The organism is Paraburkholderia aspalathi, assembly GCF_905220735.1.
In the GTDB taxonomy this organism is placed as follows: Bacteria; Pseudomonadota; Gammaproteobacteria; order Burkholderiales; family Burkholderiaceae; genus Paraburkholderia; species Paraburkholderia aspalathi.
On record NZ_CAJNBA010000018.1, the window covers coordinates 14,039 to 31,386 of the forward strand.

Annotated in this window: 15 protein-coding genes; 8 read left to right on the top strand and 7 right to left on the bottom strand. The window is 63.5% G+C overall.

The window, feature by feature from the left end; all coding sequences use genetic code 11:
* Window positions 1–91: 91 nt before the first annotated feature.
* The 5 genes from hutU to hutG all read left to right on the top strand — a co-directional run bounded on the left by hutU (window position 92) and on the right by hutG (window position 6,070).
* The gene (gene hutU, locus KHO30_RS38290) at window positions 92–1,780 is read left to right on the top strand and encodes a urocanate hydratase (RefSeq protein WP_093646762.1); all 1,689 of its coding nucleotides are present in this window, start codon (window positions 92–94) and stop codon (window positions 1,778–1,780) included.
* Window positions 1,781–1,800: 20 nt separating this feature from the next.
* Entirely contained in the window at window positions 1,801–2,403 is a 603-nt protein-coding gene (locus KHO30_RS38295; RefSeq protein ID WP_244864240.1) for a HutD/Ves family protein, read from the top strand.
* A 120-nt stretch (window positions 2,404–2,523) separates the two neighbouring features.
* Window positions 2,524–3,747, top strand: a complete 1,224-nt coding sequence (hutI, locus tag KHO30_RS38300) for an imidazolonepropionase (protein WP_211704013.1) — start codon at window positions 2,524–2,526, stop codon at window positions 3,745–3,747.
* A gap of 10 nt (window positions 3,748–3,757) precedes the next feature.
* Window positions 3,758–5,143, top strand: a complete 1,386-nt coding sequence (locus tag KHO30_RS38305; RefSeq protein WP_093646766.1) for a formimidoylglutamate deiminase — start codon at window positions 3,758–3,760, stop codon at window positions 5,141–5,143.
* 108 nt (window positions 5,144–5,251) lie between these two features.
* Window positions 5,252–6,070, top strand: a complete 819-nt coding sequence (gene hutG, locus KHO30_RS38310) for an N-formylglutamate deformylase (protein ID WP_211704014.1) — start codon at window positions 5,252–5,254, stop codon at window positions 6,068–6,070.
* Window positions 6,071–6,353: 283 nt separating this feature from the next.
* Here hutG and KHO30_RS39640 read toward each other — a convergent pair whose 3' ends face one another.
* Window positions 6,354–6,488 (bottom strand): hypothetical protein, encoded by a 135-nt coding sequence (locus KHO30_RS39640; RefSeq protein ID WP_266212797.1) that lies wholly within the window; start codon window positions 6,486–6,488, stop codon window positions 6,354–6,356.
* Between the two features lie 315 nt (window positions 6,489–6,803).
* Here KHO30_RS39640 and KHO30_RS38315 point away from each other — a divergent pair, with 315 nt between their 5' ends.
* Window positions 6,804–7,469: a hypothetical protein gene (locus KHO30_RS38315; protein WP_093646809.1), complete on the top strand. Its 666-nt coding sequence runs from the start codon at window positions 6,804–6,806 to the stop codon at window positions 7,467–7,469.
* Window positions 7,470–7,543: 74 nt separating this feature from the next.
* Here KHO30_RS38315 and KHO30_RS38320 read toward each other — a convergent pair whose 3' ends face one another.
* Window positions 7,544–8,089, bottom strand: coding sequence for a hypothetical protein (locus KHO30_RS38320; RefSeq protein ID WP_211704015.1), 546 nt, complete (start codon window positions 8,087–8,089; stop codon window positions 7,544–7,546).
* Window positions 8,090–8,198: 109 nt separating this feature from the next.
* On the opposite strand from KHO30_RS38320, the gene KHO30_RS38325 reads away from it, so the two are divergent.
* Both KHO30_RS38325 and KHO30_RS38330 read left to right on the top strand, forming a co-directional pair.
* A complete protein-coding gene (locus KHO30_RS38325; protein ID WP_211704016.1) occupies window positions 8,199–9,098 on the top strand; it encodes a helix-turn-helix domain-containing protein in 900 nt (299 codons plus the stop codon).
* Complete coding sequence (locus tag KHO30_RS38330) at window positions 9,095–11,002, top strand: DUF3857 domain-containing transglutaminase family protein (RefSeq protein WP_211704017.1); 1,908 nt, start codon at window positions 9,095–9,097, stop codon at window positions 11,000–11,002. The genes KHO30_RS38325 and KHO30_RS38330 overlap by 4 nt, the downstream gene beginning before the upstream one ends.
* Window positions 11,003–11,107: 105 nt before the next feature.
* Here the strand turns inward: KHO30_RS38330 and KHO30_RS38335 are convergent, their stop codons facing one another.
* From KHO30_RS38335 to glgC, 5 genes are all read right to left on the bottom strand, one after another.
* The gene (locus KHO30_RS38335; RefSeq protein ID WP_054040549.1) at window positions 11,108–12,259 is read right to left on the bottom strand and encodes a branched-chain amino acid ABC transporter substrate-binding protein; all 1,152 of its coding nucleotides are present in this window, start codon (window positions 12,257–12,259) and stop codon (window positions 11,108–11,110) included.
* Window positions 12,260–12,724: 465 nt separating this feature from the next.
* Window positions 12,725–13,186 (bottom strand): hypothetical protein, encoded by a 462-nt coding sequence (locus KHO30_RS38340; protein WP_054040547.1) that lies wholly within the window; start codon window positions 13,184–13,186, stop codon window positions 12,725–12,727.
* A 97-nt stretch (window positions 13,187–13,283) separates the two neighbouring features.
* Complete coding sequence (gene pdxY / locus KHO30_RS38345) at window positions 13,284–14,150, bottom strand: pyridoxal kinase PdxY (RefSeq protein ID WP_054040545.1); 867 nt, start codon at window positions 14,148–14,150, stop codon at window positions 13,284–13,286.
* 216 nt (window positions 14,151–14,366) lie between these two features.
* On the bottom strand, window positions 14,367–15,827 hold the full coding sequence (gene glgA, locus KHO30_RS38350) for a glycogen synthase GlgA (protein ID WP_093646776.1): 1,461 nt from the start codon (window positions 15,825–15,827) through the stop codon (window positions 14,367–14,369).
* A gap of 118 nt (window positions 15,828–15,945) precedes the next feature.
* Window positions 15,946–17,211 carry a glucose-1-phosphate adenylyltransferase gene (gene glgC / locus KHO30_RS38355; RefSeq protein ID WP_200621793.1) on the bottom strand — a complete coding sequence of 422 codons (1,266 nt, stop codon included), beginning with the start codon at window positions 17,209–17,211 and terminating at the stop codon, window positions 15,946–15,948.
* Window positions 17,212–17,348: the final 137 nt, after the last annotated feature.

Below are 17,348 nucleotides of genomic sequence, written 5' to 3' on the forward strand. Positions count from 1 at the left end.
TCTGCTGCTTTTAAAGACCGCTTTTAAAGACCGTTTCCGACTCATTTCCCTGAACTTCTCCCGCACATTTTCAAGCATCCCGAGGGCCACCATGAACAACCCGAAACACATCGACCCGCGTCTGGACCCGACCCGCACGATCCGCGCACCGCGCGGCGCGGAAAAGACCTGCAAGACCTGGATCGCGGAAGCCGCGTACCGGATGATCCAGAACAATCTGGACCCGGAAGTCGCCGAGCATCCGCACGCGCTGGTGGTGTACGGCGGTATTGGCCGTGCCGCGCGTAACTGGGATTGCTTCGATCAGATTCTCACGTCGTTGAAAGACCTCGAAGAGAACGAGACGCTGCTGATTCAATCGGGTAAGCCGGTCGGCGTGTTCAGGACGCATGCGGACGCACCGCGCGTGTTGCTGGCTAATTCGAATCTGGTGCCGCATTGGGCGACGTGGGAACACTTCCACGAACTCGATCGCAAGGGCCTGATGATGTACGGGCAGATGACCGCGGGCAGCTGGATCTATATCGGCAGCCAGGGCATCGTGCAAGGCACCTACGAGACGTTCTTCTCGGTGGCGAACCAGCATTTCAACGGTGACCCTTCGGGCCGCTGGATTCTGACGGGTGGTCTCGGCGGCATGGGCGGCGCACAGCCGCTGGCCGCAACCATGGCCGGCTTCTCGATGATCGCGGTGGAATGCGACGAGACGCGTATCGACTTCCGTCTGAAGACGCGTTACGTCGACAAGAAAGCGGCGACGCTCGACGAAGCGCTCGCCATGCTTGAAGAAGCGAAGAAAGCAGGCAAGCCGGTTTCGATCGGCCTGCTCGGCAACGCAGCGGATGTGTTCGCTGAATGCGTGACGCGCGGCATCACGCCGGATTGCGTGACCGACCAGACCAGCGCGCACGATCCGATTCACGGCTACCTGCCGCAAGGCTGGAACGTCGAAGACTGGCGCGAGCGTCAGAAGACGGTGCCGGACAGCATCGTGCTGCCCGCCAAGCAGTCGATGGCCAAGCAGGTTCAAGCAATGCTGACGCTGCAGGAACGTGGCGCCGCTACGCTCGACTACGGCAACAACATCCGTCAGATGGCGCTGGAAATGGGCGTTGAAAACGCGTTCGATTTCCCGGGCTTCGTGCCGGCGTATATCCGCCCGCTGTTCTGCGAAGGCAAGGGCCCGTTCCGCTGGGTCGCGCTGTCGGGTGATCCGGAAGACATCTACAAGACCGATGCGAAGGTCAAGGAATTGATCCCTGACGATCCGCATCTGCACAACTGGCTCGACATGGCGCGCGAACGCATTGCGTTCCAGGGTCTGCCGGCGCGGATCTGCTGGGTCGGCGTGAAGGATCGTTATCGTCTGGGTCAGGCGTTCAATGAAATGGTCCGGAACGGCGAGCTGAAGGCGCCGATCGTGATCGGCCGCGATCACCTCGACACCGGTTCGGTGGCAAGCCCGAATCGCGAAACCGAATCGATGAAAGACGGCTCGGACGCGGTCAGCGACTGGCCGTTGCTCAACGCACTGCTGAACACGGCAGGCGGCGCTTCGTGGGTCTCGCTGCATCATGGCGGCGGCGTTGGCATGGGCTTTAGCCAGCACTCGGGCGTCGTGATCGTCGCTGACGGTACCGATGCTGCGAAGGAACGCCTCGGCCGTGTGCTGTTCAACGATCCGGCAACGGGCGTGATGCGTCACGCGGATGCGGGCTATGAACTCGCGCAGGAAACGGCGCGCGAGGCAGGGCTGAATCTGCCGATGCTGGGCCGTTGATCGTGGCGGTTGTCCCGAACGTGGCAACCACGACGCTCATCCGCGGCGCCGAACTCGTGGCGGCGCCGTGGAAGAACGGCGGCGGCGTCACGCGCGAAGTGGGCGCGTTTCCCGCAGGCGCAGGCCTCGACGCATTCACGTGGCGCGTCAGCATCGCCGACGTGGCGCAAGCGGGGCCGTTCTCGCGTTTCGCGGGCATCGACCGCACGTTGGTGTTGTTGTCGGGCGCGGGCATGCTGCTCGATGAAACCGACGACACCGGTGCTCACGCCGTGAAGACGCACGCGTTGACTCAGCCGCTCGATATCGCGCAGTTTGCGGGCGAAGCGCGAATCGATGCACGTTTGGTCGACGGCGCCACGCGCGACTTCAACCTGATGGTCCGCCGCGGTGCGGCGGTGGGTGAAACTGAGGTATGGCGCGGCGCTACGCAACGGACTTTGTCCGCCGACGTGGTGTTGTTGTTCTGCGCAGGCGGCGCGGTTTCAGTCACGCTCGGTGGCGAAGCCCAACCGCAAGTGCTTGAAGCCGACGACACACTGCGCATCGACACGCCGAACGCGCTGTCATGCGTGGCCGAGGGCGCGGGCGCATTGCTCGCGATCAGCATCCGCTATACGTGATCACCGCAACGATGACGACGATTCGCGTGCGCGCTTGAATGTTGCCAAACACCTGGCAAAGGCCAGGCGAAGCGCGCCGCGAACCACCACAGACACGCAACGAGCTGCAAAGAGCACGCGATGAAGCAAACCGTCTGGCATCACCTGAAACTCTGCCCTGAGGGCGATCCCCAACACACGCTGGCCGATGCCGCGATTGCCGTTGAAGACGGCAAGATCGCCTGGCTCGGCGCGGCTTCCGATTTGCCCGTTCACTATGCCGCATGGCCGCGCGAAGATCTGCACGGCAGGTGGGTGACGCCAGGCCTCGTCGATTGCCATACCCATCTGGTGTACGGCGGCCAGCGTGCGGATGAATTCGCGCAGCGTCTCGCGGGCGTCAGTTATGAAGAAATCGCGCGGCAGGGCGGGGGCATCGTTTCGACGGTGCGCGCCACGCGTGCCGCTGATGAAGACTCGCTGTTCCGCCAATCGGCCGCGCGCCTCGAACCGCTGCTCGCCGAAGGCGTAACGACCGTCGAAATCAAATCCGGCTACGGCCTCGATCTCGCCAGCGAACGCAAGATGTTGCGCGTCGCGCGCCGGTTGGGCGAGCGCTATCCGGTAACGGTCTATACGACATTTCTCGGTGCACACGCGTTGCCGCCTGAATTCGCGGGAAGAGCCGACGCATACATCGACGAAGTCTGCAACACGATGCTGCCTGTGCTCGCCGACGAAGGACTGGTCGACGCCGTCGACGTGTTTTGCGAGCGCATCGGCTTTTCTCTGGAACAGAGCGAGCGCGTGTTCCAGGCCGCGGAGCGCTATCAATTGCCGGTGAAAATGCACGCCGAGCAGTTGTCGAATGGTGGTGGCACGGCGTTGGCCGCGCGTCACCATGCGCTGTCCGCGGACCACCTTGAATTCCTCGACGAAGCGGGCGTCTCCGCGATGAAAGCGTCCGGCACCGTCGCCGTGCTGCTGCCCGGCGCGTACTACTTCATCCGCGAGACGCAATTGCCGCCTTTGGATTTGCTGCGGCGTTATCAGGTGCCGATTGCGATTTCCACTGACAGCAATCCCGGCACGTCGCCGACCACCTCGCTGCTGTTGATGATGAACATGGCGACCACGTTGTTCCGCATGACCGTGCCCGAAGTGCTGCAAGGCGTGACCACGCATGCGGCGCGTGCACTCGGCAAGGCAGACCAGCATGGCTCGCTGCAAGCCGGGCGCGCGGCGGATTTTGCGGTGTGGTCGGTGGATTCGCTTGCTGAGTTGGCTTACTGGATTGGGCGTCCGTTGTGCGCGCGGGTCGTGCGTGCAGGCGAGACTGTTTATACACGGCGTGATTTGAGCTAGGGCCTGAGAGATGATGCAATCAAAACAATCACTATTCGCCGATCACGCCTATCTACCCGACGGCTGGCGCCGCAATGTGCTGCTGGAATGGGACGCTAACGGCACGCTGACCTCTGTGACGCCCGATACGGCGGCAGTTCCCGACGGTGTGCAAAAAGCCGCGGGCCCCGTATTGCCTGGCATGCCAAATCTTCACTCGCACGCGTTTCAACGTGCGATGGCCGGCCTGACCGAATATCGTGCGAACGCAACGGACAACTTCTGGAGTTGGCGCGATCTGATGTACCGCTTCGCCGCTCGGATCACGCCGGAAGGGCTCGCTGCCGTCGCGCAGTGGCTCTACATCGAGATGTTGAAGGCGGGCTACACATCGGTCTGCGAATTCCATTACGTGCACCACACGCCGGATGGCAGCCGCTATTCGAATCAGGCGGAACTGGCGCAACGTGTAGTGGACGCCGCGTCGGCGAGCGGCATCGGTATGACGATGCTGCCCGTGCTGTATCAGTACAGCGGTTTCGGCTCGCGCCCCCCGCGCGAAGATCAGCAGCGCTTCATCAACACACCGGAGAGTCTGCTCGATCTGCTCGGCACGGTGCGCGCGGCGCGTCCCGAGAGCGCGGCGTTGCGTTATGGCGTCGCGCCGCATTCGTTGCGTGCGGTATCGGCCGATTCGTTGCACGCCTTGCTGAATGGCATCGATCGAAGCGCGCCGGTTCACATCCATATCGCCGAGCAAACCGCCGAAGTCGACGCCTGCCTCGAAACCGAAGGTGCGCGGCCGGTGCAGTGGCTGCTCGATCGTTTCGAGGTCGACAGCCGCTGGTGCCTCGTGCACGCCACGCATGTCGATGCGAACGAAACACTGGCGCTCGCGAAAAGCGGCGCGGTCGCGGGTTTGTGTCTGACTACCGAAGCGAATCTCGGCGACGGCATTTTTCCGGCGCAAGAGTATCTCGACGCAGAAGGGCGCATCGGGGTCGGATCGGACAGCCATATCGGCGTCGACTGGCGGGCGGAATTGCGTTTGCTCGAATACGGCCAGCGCCTGACACGCCGTCAGCGCAATGTGCTGGCATCCGCGCACGCCACGCACGTGGCCGATCGTCTGTTCGACGCGGCGCTCGAAGGTGGCGCGCATGCCACCGGTCGCGCAGTGGGCGCATTGCAAGCCGGCCGCCGCGCCGACTGGCTGGTGCTCGACGCGGATCATTCGAGCATTGCCGAGCACGCGCCGAACGCGTGGCTCTCGGGCGTTGTATTCTGCGAACATGGCGAGACGCCGATTCGCGACGTCTACGCGGGCGGCGACAAAGTTGTGGACAATCGCCGCCATCGTGATGAAGAGGGCGCTTACGCGCGTTATCGCGGGGCGCTCGCCGAATTGCTCAAGTAAACTGCTGACGCCGTTGGCTGTTGCCACATCCTGAAGCGCAAGGCTCGCATGAATGGCTGAACACGCTGAGCCTTCGATTTTTATCGATTCCATCGATTCCGGACTGACATGACTGCTTCGTCTACTACTACTCCGCCGGTTCTATCGCTGCATCAGGGAAGCTTGCCCTTGCTGATTTCGATCCCGCATCTGGGCACGCAAATCCCCGCCGATATCGCCGCAACGATGACGCCGGTCGCGCAGCGCACCGACGACTGCGACTGGCATCTCGACCGTCTCTACGCGTTTGCGAAACGCATGGGCGCGTCGATCCTGGCGCCGACCTACGCGCGTTATGTGATCGACCTGAACCGTCCGCCCGACGGCGCGAATCTGTATCCGGGGCAGGACACCACTGGCTTGCTGCCGGTCGATACTTTCGACAAGGAACCCTTGTACCTCGACGGCCATCTGCCGGACGACGCCGAAGTCGCGCGTCGTCGCGATGCTTACTGGAAGCCCTATCACGACGCGCTAACGGGTGAGCTTGCCGCGCTGAAGGCGAAGCACGGCAAGGTGCTGCTGTGGGAAGCACATTCGATTCGCTCGCACGTGCCGCGTTTTTTCGAAGGACGTCTGCCGGATTTCAACTTCGGCACGTCGAACGGCGCCAGCGCAGTGGCCGGATTGGGCGAGGAATTGGCCGCTGTGGTCGGACGGCATGGCGGATATTCCGCTGTCGCCAACGGGCGCTTCAAGGGCGGGTATATCACGCGGCAGTACGGGCAGCCGTCGCAGGGTGTGCACGCGGTCCAGCTCGAGTTGTCGCAGATTACGTATATGGAAGAGCAGATGCCGTATGCGTATGACGAAGCGCTGGCTGCGAAGATCGGGCCTTTGCTGGAAGAGCTTGTGATGACGGCGTTGGAGCGCGTTAAAGCGGCTTAACGGCGGAAGCCCGACGTCGCCGCTGTCCGCGGTATCCATTTCATCTTTCCACGCGGTTCGCCGTGCTTCGCATTCCGCGAGGCCGCGACCGCGTCGGCCCACACCGCAAAGGTGTAACAGCATGTGTCCGTGATTGCATGCTGCGGCGTTCGCGCCGAACGTATAGAGCGTTGCAGGTTTCGCTGAAGATCTGACCGGAGCCTCGTCGAAGCGGAGCGGCTACAAAAAAGCCCCGCTTGTGGCGAGGCTTTTCGATGCGCGCGCCAGGGGCGCTGCGTAACGCTCAATGGCAGCGACGTTCCCAGTGATGGTGGACGCGCACCTTGTGGCATTCGCGGTGGTGCTCGTAAGCTTGAGCGGGAGCGACGGCGCTCAGGGCGACGATCGTTGCTGCGATGGCGAGGACAATTTTCTTCATTACAGAATCCTTAAATCATGGTGGTGGTGCTAACGCTGCAGCACGTGGCGTGCCACAACGGTTCGAAAGGATGCCACACATCACGCGCGCAGCGAAGGAACGCTGACCGAATGCACGGGTCAACTCAAAACGCCGGCCTTCGTGGCGTTTTATCCCCGGGCAGCGGCGTGCCGTAGCGCGTCATTTCGATACCTCGACAGTCGCGGGATGCACGCGGGCATTGCGCCCCATGCGCAGAAGCGGCTACCCTTTCAAAACGATGACGTGTGCAAGCGCGTCATCCGTACATCGGGCAAAAAGATGGAAGACCCAGCGATGGAAGATTCCGACGAATTGCTACTCCCGGTCTGGCGAGCAAATCTGGTGCTGCTGACCCGCGAGGTCGGCGCCGCGACGCGTCTTGCGCGCATGATGACCTTTTCCGCCAGCTACCTCAAATTGATGTTGTCCGGTCAGCGCGAATTCAGCGAGGAGTTCGTGCGCGGAATCGAAGCGGTCACCGGCTTGCCGGCTGGCTGGATGAACGTGTCGCATACCGAGCAGGACATACCGGCCAATGCGCGCGAAGCGATCGACAACGAACAGCCGCTCGCGCGTTTTCGCGGCACGGCGCATCCGGTGCGCAAGAAGACGGTGCTGCGGCCGCCCGAGCCGATTTTCGGCCAGACGGCGCCGGCCAAACGCGTGGAAGAAGAGACGCTCGACGCCGAAGCGCATCGGCGTCAGGCCCACTTCCGCAAAGTTCGCGATCTGGCGATACAGGACGTGCGGCGTTTCGAACGGCATTTGAGTCATGCGCCGGTGGAGCTTGCGTCGATGCGATCGAAAGTGGAGGACGTGATCGCCGCCGCCGATCTCGACGACCCGATTCAGGCCGACCTGGCTGGCCGGCTCGAGCAGATCGAAAAGCATCGGCATTTGCTGCTCAGGCATGTGGAGCGCTTGCAGGCTTTGCTTGCGCAGATTGGGGGAGGGGATTGAAGCTTGCAGCTTGTGCAACTGGGCGTCTTTGTTGCATGCAGGCTTGTTGGACCTCCTGATCGTCCGGCCGCAGCCTAACGCCTGCGTCGCGCGTGAAATTCCGCCTCGAGTGTCCATGTCACGCCATCCTGCGCCAGCGCGACGCCGGTCCAGCGGAACGAATCTCTCGTGATGTCGGTGAAATTCCAGCGGATCGGCGTGCCGTCGGCATGAGTGCCAATCTGCACGAGATCATCGCCGACGCGCCGGCCGACCAGCTCATCGCGCTGACCGGTCAGCGGATTTATATAAGTCACGCGCCACGCACGCAGCGCCGGGTCCCACACTCTCAGCGTGGTGCCGTACATCGTGTCGGCGGACGTGAGTCCCGCGTGAGGTTCGCGGGGCGGTGGCATGATCCAAACGTCCTGCACGGCGCGGCCCTCCAGCACCCAGCCGAAATGAATCTCACCGCGGCGGCGCGCGTTGCCGAGGTCGACGCGGTAGTGCAGCACGTCCATGTCCCAACTGCCGATCAGCCAGCCGTAGAGGTCGTCGGCGGCATCGATGTCGGCGGCCCGCGCCGGGGCGCTCAAGGCGGCGTGAAAGCCGCAATCGATGGTCTCGTTCAGCATGTTCATCGTATGTGCTCCTTCGGGCGTTCAGTGAAAGCGCCATCGCCGTAACAGGCAGAACCGCGCCGGCCGCCGATGTGCTAAAACGACGATACGGACTCAGCCGAGGTGCATCTTGGGGAAAATTGCCGTCACTTTGCAGCAGGCGCTCGAAGAGCGCGCGCGGGAAGGCACGCGCGGCAGCACGAACGCGCGTCCGCTGGCCCAGGGCGCGAGCTGGGATGTCGCGGACATCCTCTGCACCTTCGGCCCACACGACCAACCGTTCGAGGAGCGGCACGCGGGCGTGTGCATCGCGATGGTGGTGGCCGGTTCGTTCGGCTACCGGACCGCGACCGGGCGCGCGTTGCTGACCCCCGGCGCGCTGTTGCTCGGCAATACGGGTGACTGCTTTGAATGCGGCCATCGGCATGCGCCCGGCGATCGCTGCATTGCCTTCCGCTATGCGCCGGCGTACTTCGAACGGCTTGCCGCGGACGCGGGAATCGCGAGCGGCGATCTCAACTTCAGGCGCGCGCGTATTCCGTCGCTGCCCGCGTTGTCGCCGCTGATCGCGCGTGCCTGTGCCGGCGCGCTGGATATGGGCGGCGCGGTGTGGGATGAACTGGCAGTCGAAGTGGCCGTCTCGACGCTCAAGGCGGCGGGTGCATTGAAGCGTGCGGAACCGCCCGCAAGCGCCGCAGCCTGGTCGCGCGTGGCGCAGACTGTGCGCCTGATCGACGACACGCCAGGCGCCGCGCATACGCTGACGAGCCTCGCTACCGCGGCGGGTCTGAGCGAGTTCTACTTCCTGCGCACGTTCCAGCGCGTGACCGGCGTGACGCCGCATCAATATGTGCTGCGCGCGCGCTTGCGAGCGGCGGCGCTGCGCCTTCACGACGACAGCGCGAAGGTCGTCGATATCGCGCTCGATTGCGGGTTCAACGATCTGTCGAATTTCAATCACGCGTTTCGCGCGGAGTTTGCGTCGAGTCCGCGTGCGTGGCGCGCGCGGGGCAGGGCGCGTCGCGCATGACGCGGTGGTTGGCGTTCGTGAAGCTGGCCGCAGCGTTGGCGCTGGTTGCGTGTGCAACCGTCGCGCAGGCTGAGGTGAGTGTTTCTTCGAGCACCTCCAGTACCCCAAACGACGACCTCTCCCCCTCGACGACGGAGCGCGACGTCCACCTCTTCGTGATCCAGAAAGACGGCTCCGTCGAAGAACATGACGACACGGTCCTGCGGGCCAACACGACGAGCGGCGTCGACGATATCGCGCAACGCTATGTGTGGTTCAACAAGGACATCGAGCGGGTGCAACTGTTGGCCACGGAAACGATCGACCTGAACGGCGTCGCGCATCCGGTCGGGCCTGAAGCGATCCGTGACGTGCAGGAACCGCGCTCAGCAGGCGCACCGAGTTTCGAAGACGGCGTGTTGCGCACGGTGATCTTCCCGGGCGTCGAGCCCGGTTCGCGCGTGCATCTGGCGTTTCGCAAGACGCGCACGAAGCCCCTGCAAGCCGGCACGTTCGCGTACCTGGTCGAACCGACGCGCGAACCTGTCGAGATGCAGCGTCTGATCTTCGATCTGCCCGCCGATGTGCCGCTTTATGCCGACGCGCGCGGCTACGTCGCGCTGCCACCGGTCACGGCAAACGGCCGCACCCGCTACGAGTTCGATTACCAGCACGGCCCGTATGCGCCACTCGAAGCGGGCGCGGTGGGCTATGCGAACTGGGGTGACCGGCTGATGGTGTCGACCGTACCGGACTTCGCGAATTTCGCCGCGCGTTATCGCGGCCCTGCCGCCGACGCGACGATGAGCGACCCGGCCATCGTTCAACTCGCGCGGAGCCTGACTGCGGAGGCGAGCGACCCGCGTGCGAAGGCACAGATCCTGTACGACTGGATGCGCCTGAATATTCGCTACGTGGCGCTGTTTCTCGGCGAGACGGCGGCGATCCCGCATAAGGCGATCGACATCCTGCACAACCGCTATGGCGACTGCAAGGACCACGTCGCGTTGTACAGCGCGCTTCTCGCCGCGGTCGGCATCCGCAGCGAGGCCGTGCTGCTCAATCTCGGGCCGTACTACAGTTTGCCGGCGGTGCCCGGCTACGGCGAGAGCGCGATCAATCATGCAATTGTCTGGATTCCTGACCTATCGCTATTTGCCGACACCACGGCAGGCGGCATGAGTTTTGGCTATTTGCCGCCGAGCGTGATGGACCGGCCCGTGTTGCTGGTCGACGAGGGCGGGTTGTCCCGCACGCCGGCCACCCAGTTGCGCGAGCGCACGGCGCGCCTGCAGATCGACGTTGATGAGAGCGGGGCGGCCAACTACGCCTATCGCGTGGAAGACGCCGGCTATACCGCCGAGCTCGAACGCAATATGTTCCGACGGGCAACCCGGCAGCGCACGCAACAGATTGCGGCGAACCGTCTACTGCTGACGGGTTTGCATGGCACAGCGCAGTTGCGCACGGGCGATCTGACCTCGACCGATGGACCTTTTTCCACCTCGATGCAGGGACGGGTGGCGCATTTTGTCTGGACCGATGGGACGACCGCTGTGCCGGCCCTGACGAGCTTATCCGGTGGAATGGCCGGGCAGGTCCAGGCGTGGCTGGCGGAGCCTTCGCGGACACAGCCCTGGGCGTGCATCGGCGGGGAATTCGATGAAACGCTGGCAATGACATTGCCGGGCTTCGCCCGCGTGACGGATGTGCCGCCGGATGCCACGGTAAAAGATCGTTTCCTCGAGTTTTCTTCCCGCTACGTGTTCGATCCTGCCACGCGGGTCTTGCAGGTCAGGCGACACCTGCGCGCCGCGTTCGGCCATCAGATGTGCTCTGCCGATGACTTTGCCGGCGTGAAAGATGATCTGATCCGGATCGAGCGGGATCTCGACGCCGAGGTGGTGTTGAAGGCAGGCAGGTAGGCAGGCAGGTACGGCATCGACCGTGCCCACGGCAGCGGCGGTAAAGAAGTACCGCCACTGCCGCATGAACAGCAATGCCGTCATGGGCAAAAAGAGACGCTTGGCTTAACTTCCGCTCTTGGTCACGATAGGCACCCATGCCCCGCTCTTGACCTGATACAGCGTGGAAGCGCCGCTTTTCAACGCCCCGGTGCTATCGAACGAAATCTTGCCGGTCACGCCGTCGTAATCGAGTGCCTTGAGCACCGGCCGGTAGACCGCCGGCGAGCTGGATTTTGCCTGCTGCATCGCCTTGATCGCGGCCCATGCTCCGTCATACCCAAACGGTGCGTACGACAGGATGTCGACCCCAAAGCGCTTCTTGAACTTCGCGGAGAAGTCTTTGCCGCCCGGCAACTGAGCCAACGGTCTGCCGTATTCCCAGGCCATCGCACCTTCTGACGAGTCGCCGGCGAGCTTGATGAAGTCCTGATCCATCACGCCGCCGCCGCCCACTAGCTGTGCGTTCATCCCCAGTTGCTTCATCCGCTTCGCGAAGCCCGCCGCCTGCGTATCGAGGCCGCCGAAGAAAATCAGATCGGCATTGGTCGCCTTGATCTTGGTGATCTGCGTGCTGAAGTCCACCGCGTGATTGTCGGTGTATTCGCGCGTCACGATGGTGCCGCCGTGCGCTTTCACCGCCTTCTCGAACTCGTCGGCCTCGCCCTGGCCGAACGCGGTGCGGTCGTCGATGATCGCAATGCGTTTGGCCTTCGTTACCTCGACGGCGTAGACGCCCGCGTTGCCGGCGTTCTGCGCATCGGTGGAAATCACCATGAAGGTGTTCGCGAAGCCACGGCCGGTAATGATCGGGTTGGTGGCGGCCGGGTCGATCACCGGAATGCCGGCCTGTTCGTACACCTGGGAGGCAGGAATCGTCGTGCCCGAATTGAAGTGGCCCACGACTACCGAGACCCCCGCGTCGACCAGCTTCTGCGCGGCCTGCACGCCGATGCGCGGATCGGCCTGGTCGTCTTCGGAGACGAGCTGGAATTGTGCGACCTTGTCGCCGATCTTGATCTTCTGGGCGTTGGCTTCCTCGATGGCAAGCCGGACACCGTTCTCCAGATCCTTCCCGTAGCCCGCGTTGGCGCCTGTCAGCGGCGCGGCGAAGCCGATCTTCACCGGCAGGTCGTCGGCGAAACTGGCCAGCGGCGCGATCGCGAAGGCAGCGCCAACGAACAGTGCAAGCGGTTTCAGCGTGTTGCGAAGACTCATGGTCTTTCTCTCCATCGACAGTTTCAGGTGTGAAAGCGGTAAGGCGGTAACGCTGGATCGACGCGCAAGCATGGGTTCGACCTCGCATGGCGCGCGTCATCAAGAGTACGGACGATCGGTCACCATCAACAATGCTGGAATACGCCGGTAGGAAGAACCCTTGGGGCGTGCGCAATGGCGTTCACATGCCGGTCAATCTGGCGCGAATATAGAAAGCCAATTTGCGACCGTCTTGGCAGTTCGCGGCGCTTTGAATGAGCATTTCGGCATAGGCCGCACAGCGCTTGGGCTGGAGGCCTGTCAGCGGCAGCGTGCGGGTGCGGATTGCGGCATATGCTTAAGAAGCATGGAGCCGATGTGCGGGCGGGTAAGCGGGGGGATACGGCCTGCTTGTTAAGGCCTGGTTGCGGCTTGCGGATGATGCTCGAGAAACCGGCGCGAGCGCGCCGGCCTGAAACTACATGGTCACTGCTCGCCTTGCTGGCGCAGCAGCTCTTCGCGCAGACGCAGGAGGGGCGCCTTGGTTTCGTCGTCGGCCCAGGTGTCGAGATCGTCGATTGCGCGCTGGCAACCGTCGAGCACCAGGTCGATGTCCACCGGCACGCCGTTGTTCAGCGCGAATTCGATGGTCTCGGCGAACTGCTGGCACTCGTCCTCGCCGTACGAGATGTCGAGGTTGTCGGCGATGATTTCGGCGATGTTGCTGCGCGCCTTGTCGTCGGCCGTCACCATTTCGACGATGCCGCGCGCTACCGCCGGCGAATAGAACAGCGCGATGTCGAGCCACTGTGCGGGATCGAAGTCGGCCTGGTCGAACTGGTTCTCGAAGTACTCGATTGCTTCCTGCTCGTGCGCTTCGTCCGCGTCGACACTGATGCACAACTGCTCAAAAAACTCTTCCCGCTCGCTGCGGATATAACCGTCCATCGATGCCTCGTCTGCTAAATGCGAAATGCCGGATGCCTTAAGAAAATGCGGCGCGGGCGGGTGGCGGCCCACGCCTGCTCGGCACGCATTATAGGACCTAAGCCGTTTCCGCCACCCACGCGTCGAACCATTCACGCGGTTGCGCGATTTCGTTTTGCGCCGCCACCAGTTCCAGCTCGTAGCGCCCGGCCTGCCATGTCGTTTTCACGACGCCGTTCACGGCGGCCAGCGTGTGCTCGAAGGCCGAGCGGATCGAATCGCCCAGCAGCGTGCGCGCGACGAACACCGCGCTCGTCAGATCGCCGACGCCCACCGGCTGCCGCGCGAACGGGTAGAGCGGACGCTGGCCCATCCAGGCCTCGCGCTCGGTGACGACCAGCATGTTGAAACGGTCGGCGGGACTGTTGCGATCGAGCAGGTGTTTGACCAGCATGAGCTTCGGCCCGCGGGCAATGACCTCGCGGCACGCGGTCACGGCTTCTTCGAGCGTCTCGATCTCGCGGCCCACGAGGCGCTGCAACTCGGTATGGTTCGGCGCCATCGCGTCGGCCACTTCCGGCATGGTGCGCACGAGAAATTCCTGAATGCCCGGTTCGACCTTGCAGCCGCTCGCGGCGCCCATCACCGGATCGCAGAAGTACCACGCGCGCGGATTGGCGGCCTTCACGGCCTTGACGATCTCCAGCACCGCTTGCGCCTGCTCGGGCGTGCCCAGGTAGCCGGACAGCACGGCGTCGCAGCGCGGCAGCATGCCGATCGCGCCGATCCCTTCGACGAGCTCTTCCATCTGCGAGGCCTCGATCGCGCCGCCGGTCCAATGACCGTATTGCGTGTGGTTCGAGAACTGCACGGTATTGAGCGGCCAGACATTGACGCCGAGCCGCCGCATCGGGAATTCGGCCGCGCTATTGCCGGCGTGCCCGAAGACGACATGTGACTGGATGCTCAGAACGTTTTTCGTCATGGTGTGGCCCGCGCAAGCGTGGTGCGCGATCAATGAGAACGGAAGGATGGCCGCAGTAACGAACCGGCTTTGGCCGGGCGCCTGAAGCGGCGTGACTGTATTTCGTGACTGTATTTCAGATGGTGCAAGAAAAATGCGCGATCTGCATAGTCAGGAAACAATACATGAGTTTGTCACGCGCGAGTCGATCCGTCCCCGTGTTGTTGCGTCGAACCATCAGGATAGTTCCCGATACAAGGCCAGATAGCGCTCGGCCGAGGCGCCCCAGCCGAAATCCTGATGCATCGCGCGGCGTTGCGTGGCTTTCCACTCGGTGCGCCGGTCATAGAGCGCAAACGCGCGGCGGATCGCCGCCGCAATGCCCTTCGGCTCGAATCGTTCGAAGACGAAGCCTGTAGCGAGGTCCTCGGCGAGATTTTCGAGCGACGCGTCCACAACAGTGTCCGCGAGGCCGCCGACGCAATGCACGAGCGGCAGCGACCCATAAGCCAGCGCATACAGTTGCGTGAGCCCACAGGGCTCGAAGCGCGACGGCACCGCGATCACGTCGCTGCCGGCGACGATCGTATGCGCGAGCGTTTCGTCGAAACCCAGTTCGACCGCCACCGATTCCGGATGCGCATGCGCGGCGTGTTTCAAACCGTTTTCGAGCGCCGGGTCGCCGGTGCCGAACACCACCAGCTGCCCGCCGCGTTTGACAATTTCCGGCACCGCCTCGAGCAGCAGGTCAAGGCCTTTCTGCTCGGTCAGCCGGCTCACCACGCCGAATAGCAGCGCATCGCTTTTCTGCGCGAGGCCGAAGCGCTTTTGCAGCGCCTCCTTGCAGGCCAGTTTGCCGGCCAGACGGGTGTCCGTGTAGTGATCTTCGAGCAGCGCGTCGGTGGCGGGATTCCACACCGAGTAGTCGACGCCGTTCAGGATGCCGCTCAGATCGTGCGAGCGATGGCGCAGCAAGCCGTCGAGCCCGCCACCTTGGGCCAGAGTCTGGATTTCGCGGGCGTAAGTCGGGCTGACGGTGGTGATGCGGTCGCTGTAGTAAAGGCCTGCCTTGAGAAACGACAACTGCCCATAGAATTCGACGCCGCGCATGTTGAAGAAGTCGTCAGGCAGCGCCAACTGGCCGAACTGATGCGCCGGAAACACGCCCTGATACGCGAGGTTGTGCACAGTAAAGACGCTGCGCGCGAACGAGCGGCCGTGCTGCCGTTCAGCCGCCTTCAGATAGGCGGGCGCGAGTCCGGCGTGCCAGTCGTGCGCGTGGACGATCTGCGGCGCCCACGCCGGATCGAGGTGCTGCGCCAGTTGGGCCGCGACCCAGCCGAGCAGGGCGAAGCGTTGCGCGTTGTCGCCGTACGGTACGTGTTCGTCGTTCAGATAGGGGTTGCCGGGCCGGTCGTACAGCGAGCCGGCGCGGATCACGTAGACGATCAGGCCGTTCGACGGCAGCGTGCCCTGTTCGAGCGTGACGCCCGGCGAGTCGAAGCGGCGGCCCAGTTGCGCCACCGGCCGCAAGTCCGTCAAGCCGGCGACTACCGCCGGAAAGCCGGGCAGCAGCACCCGCACGTCGGCGCCGCGCTCGATCAGCGCGGGCGGCAACGCGCCTGCGACGTCGGCGAGACCGCCCGTTTTGAGGAGGGGATACAGCTCGCTTGCGACGTGCAGGGCGCGAATCGTCATAGGCTCGGTCTCGTTCCTGTTAGTGCGGGTTTGCGGCAGGTCTGCGGCAGTTTGCGCGGGCGGCAAGACGGGCGGCCGGCTCCTCGCCAGCCCGTTCGTTTTGCCGCCCCGGCGACGATTACGTCCCCTTCTGCCGCAGTGCGTCGGGCGTGACCAGCACGACGCCGTCGTCGGTGCGATAGAAGCGTTCGGCGTCCGCCGCCGGATCTTCACCGATCACCGTGCCGTCCGGAATGGTGCAGCCGCGGTCAATCACGACTTTCTGCAGCCGGCAGCTCGCGCCGACGGTGACCTGCGGCAACAAGACTGCCTCATTGATATTACAGAACGAACTCACTTTGACGTTCGACGACAACACCGAACGCGAAATCTGCGAACCCGAGATCACGCAGCCGCCGCACACGATCAAGTTGTTGCCGGTGCCTTGCAGACCTTTCAGATCGCGTACGAACTTGGCGGGTGGCAACTGTTCCTGATACGTCCAGATCGGCCAGTTGCGGTCGTACAGATCGAGCGTCGGGATGGTGGAGGCAAGATCGAGGTTTGCTGCCCAGTAGGCGTCGATCGTGCCGACGTCGCGCCAGTACGGCTCCACGCTCGGATCCGACGATACACACGACATGCTGAACGGATGCGCGATCGCCGTGCCTTGCGTGACGACGCGCGGCAGGATGTCCTTGCCGAAGTCGTGATCGGTGTCGACGCTCGAGATGTTCTCTTCGAGCAGCGAATACAGGTAATCGGCGCTGAACACGTAGATGCCCATGCTGGCGAGCGCCGAATCCGGGCGGCCCGGCATGGCGGGCGGGTCGGCGGGTTTTTCGACGAAGCCGGTCACGCGGCGGTTTTCATCCACATGCATTACGCCGAAGGCCACCGCTTCCATGCGCGGCACCTCGATGCAGCCGACCGTGCAATCCGCGCCGCTTTCCGCGTGATCCGCGATCATGCGCGTGTAATCCATCTTGTAGATGTGGTCGCCCGCCAGCACCACCACGTATTTCGGCCGGATCGAGCGGATGATGTCGAGATTCTGGAATACGGCGTCCGCGGTGCCGCGGTACCAGTGGGCGCCTTCCACCCGCTGCTGCGCCGGCCAGAGGTCGATGAATTCGCCGAATTCGCCGCGCAGGAAGCCCCAGCCGCGCTGCAGGTGGCGCAATAGCGAGTGCGCCTTGTATTGCGTGACCACCGCGATGCGGCGGATGCCGGAGTTCAGACAGTTGGAGAGCGCGAAGTCGATGATCCGGTACTTGCCGCCGAAGTGCACCGCTGGTTTGACGCGCTTGTTCGTGAGCGGCCCGAGCCGCGTGCCCCGTCCGCCCGCGAGGACGATAGCGAGGGTGGTGCGTTGCAGATCGTTCAGCCGTGCCGGAGTTTCCATGTCTGTCTCCTTTATCGACCTGAGTTGGCGCTTTAGCGCTTACTCCGGTCCCTTGCAAGATAGTTGCTGATTGGTATGCCCCGGGTGGTCTTGTTATCTCGCTCTGCGTTATTGATTCGTGCTGCCAGGCGGCTTTC

Excerpts from the sequence above, each read along its gene's own strand:
- KHO30_RS38340 (WP_054040547.1), bottom strand. The coding sequence starts at position 13,186 with ATGGACGGTTATATCCGCAGCGAGCGGGAAGAGTTTTTTGAGCAGTTG.
- hutI (WP_211704013.1), top strand. The coding sequence starts at position 2,524 with ATGAAGCAAACCGTCTGGCATCACCTGAAACTCTGCCCTGAGGGCGAT.
- KHO30_RS38330 (WP_211704017.1), top strand. The coding sequence starts at position 9,095 with ATGACGCGGTGGTTGGCGTTCGTGAAGCTGGCCGCAGCGTTGGCGCTG.
- glgC (WP_200621793.1), bottom strand. The coding sequence starts at position 17,211 with ATGGAAACTCCGGCACGGCTGAACGATCTGCAACGCACCACCCTCGCT.
- KHO30_RS38305 (WP_093646766.1), top strand. The coding sequence starts at position 3,758 with ATGATGCAATCAAAACAATCACTATTCGCCGATCACGCCTATCTACCC.
- KHO30_RS38315 (WP_093646809.1), top strand. The coding sequence starts at position 6,804 with ATGGAAGATTCCGACGAATTGCTACTCCCGGTCTGGCGAGCAAATCTG.
- hutU (WP_093646762.1), top strand. The coding sequence starts at position 92 with ATGAACAACCCGAAACACATCGACCCGCGTCTGGACCCGACCCGCACG.
- KHO30_RS38320 (WP_211704015.1), bottom strand. The coding sequence starts at position 8,089 with ATGAACATGCTGAACGAGACCATCGATTGCGGCTTTCACGCCGCCTTG.
- KHO30_RS38335 (WP_054040549.1), bottom strand. The coding sequence starts at position 12,259 with ATGAGTCTTCGCAACACGCTGAAACCGCTTGCACTGTTCGTTGGCGCT.
- glgA (WP_093646776.1), bottom strand. The coding sequence starts at position 15,827 with ATGACGATTCGCGCCCTGCACGTCGCAAGCGAGCTGTATCCCCTCCTC.
- pdxY (WP_054040545.1), bottom strand. The coding sequence starts at position 14,150 with ATGACGAAAAACGTTCTGAGCATCCAGTCACATGTCGTCTTCGGGCAC.
- KHO30_RS39640 (WP_266212797.1), bottom strand. The coding sequence starts at position 6,488 with ATGAAGAAAATTGTCCTCGCCATCGCAGCAACGATCGTCGCCCTGAGC.
- hutG (WP_211704014.1), top strand. The coding sequence starts at position 5,252 with ATGACTGCTTCGTCTACTACTACTCCGCCGGTTCTATCGCTGCATCAG.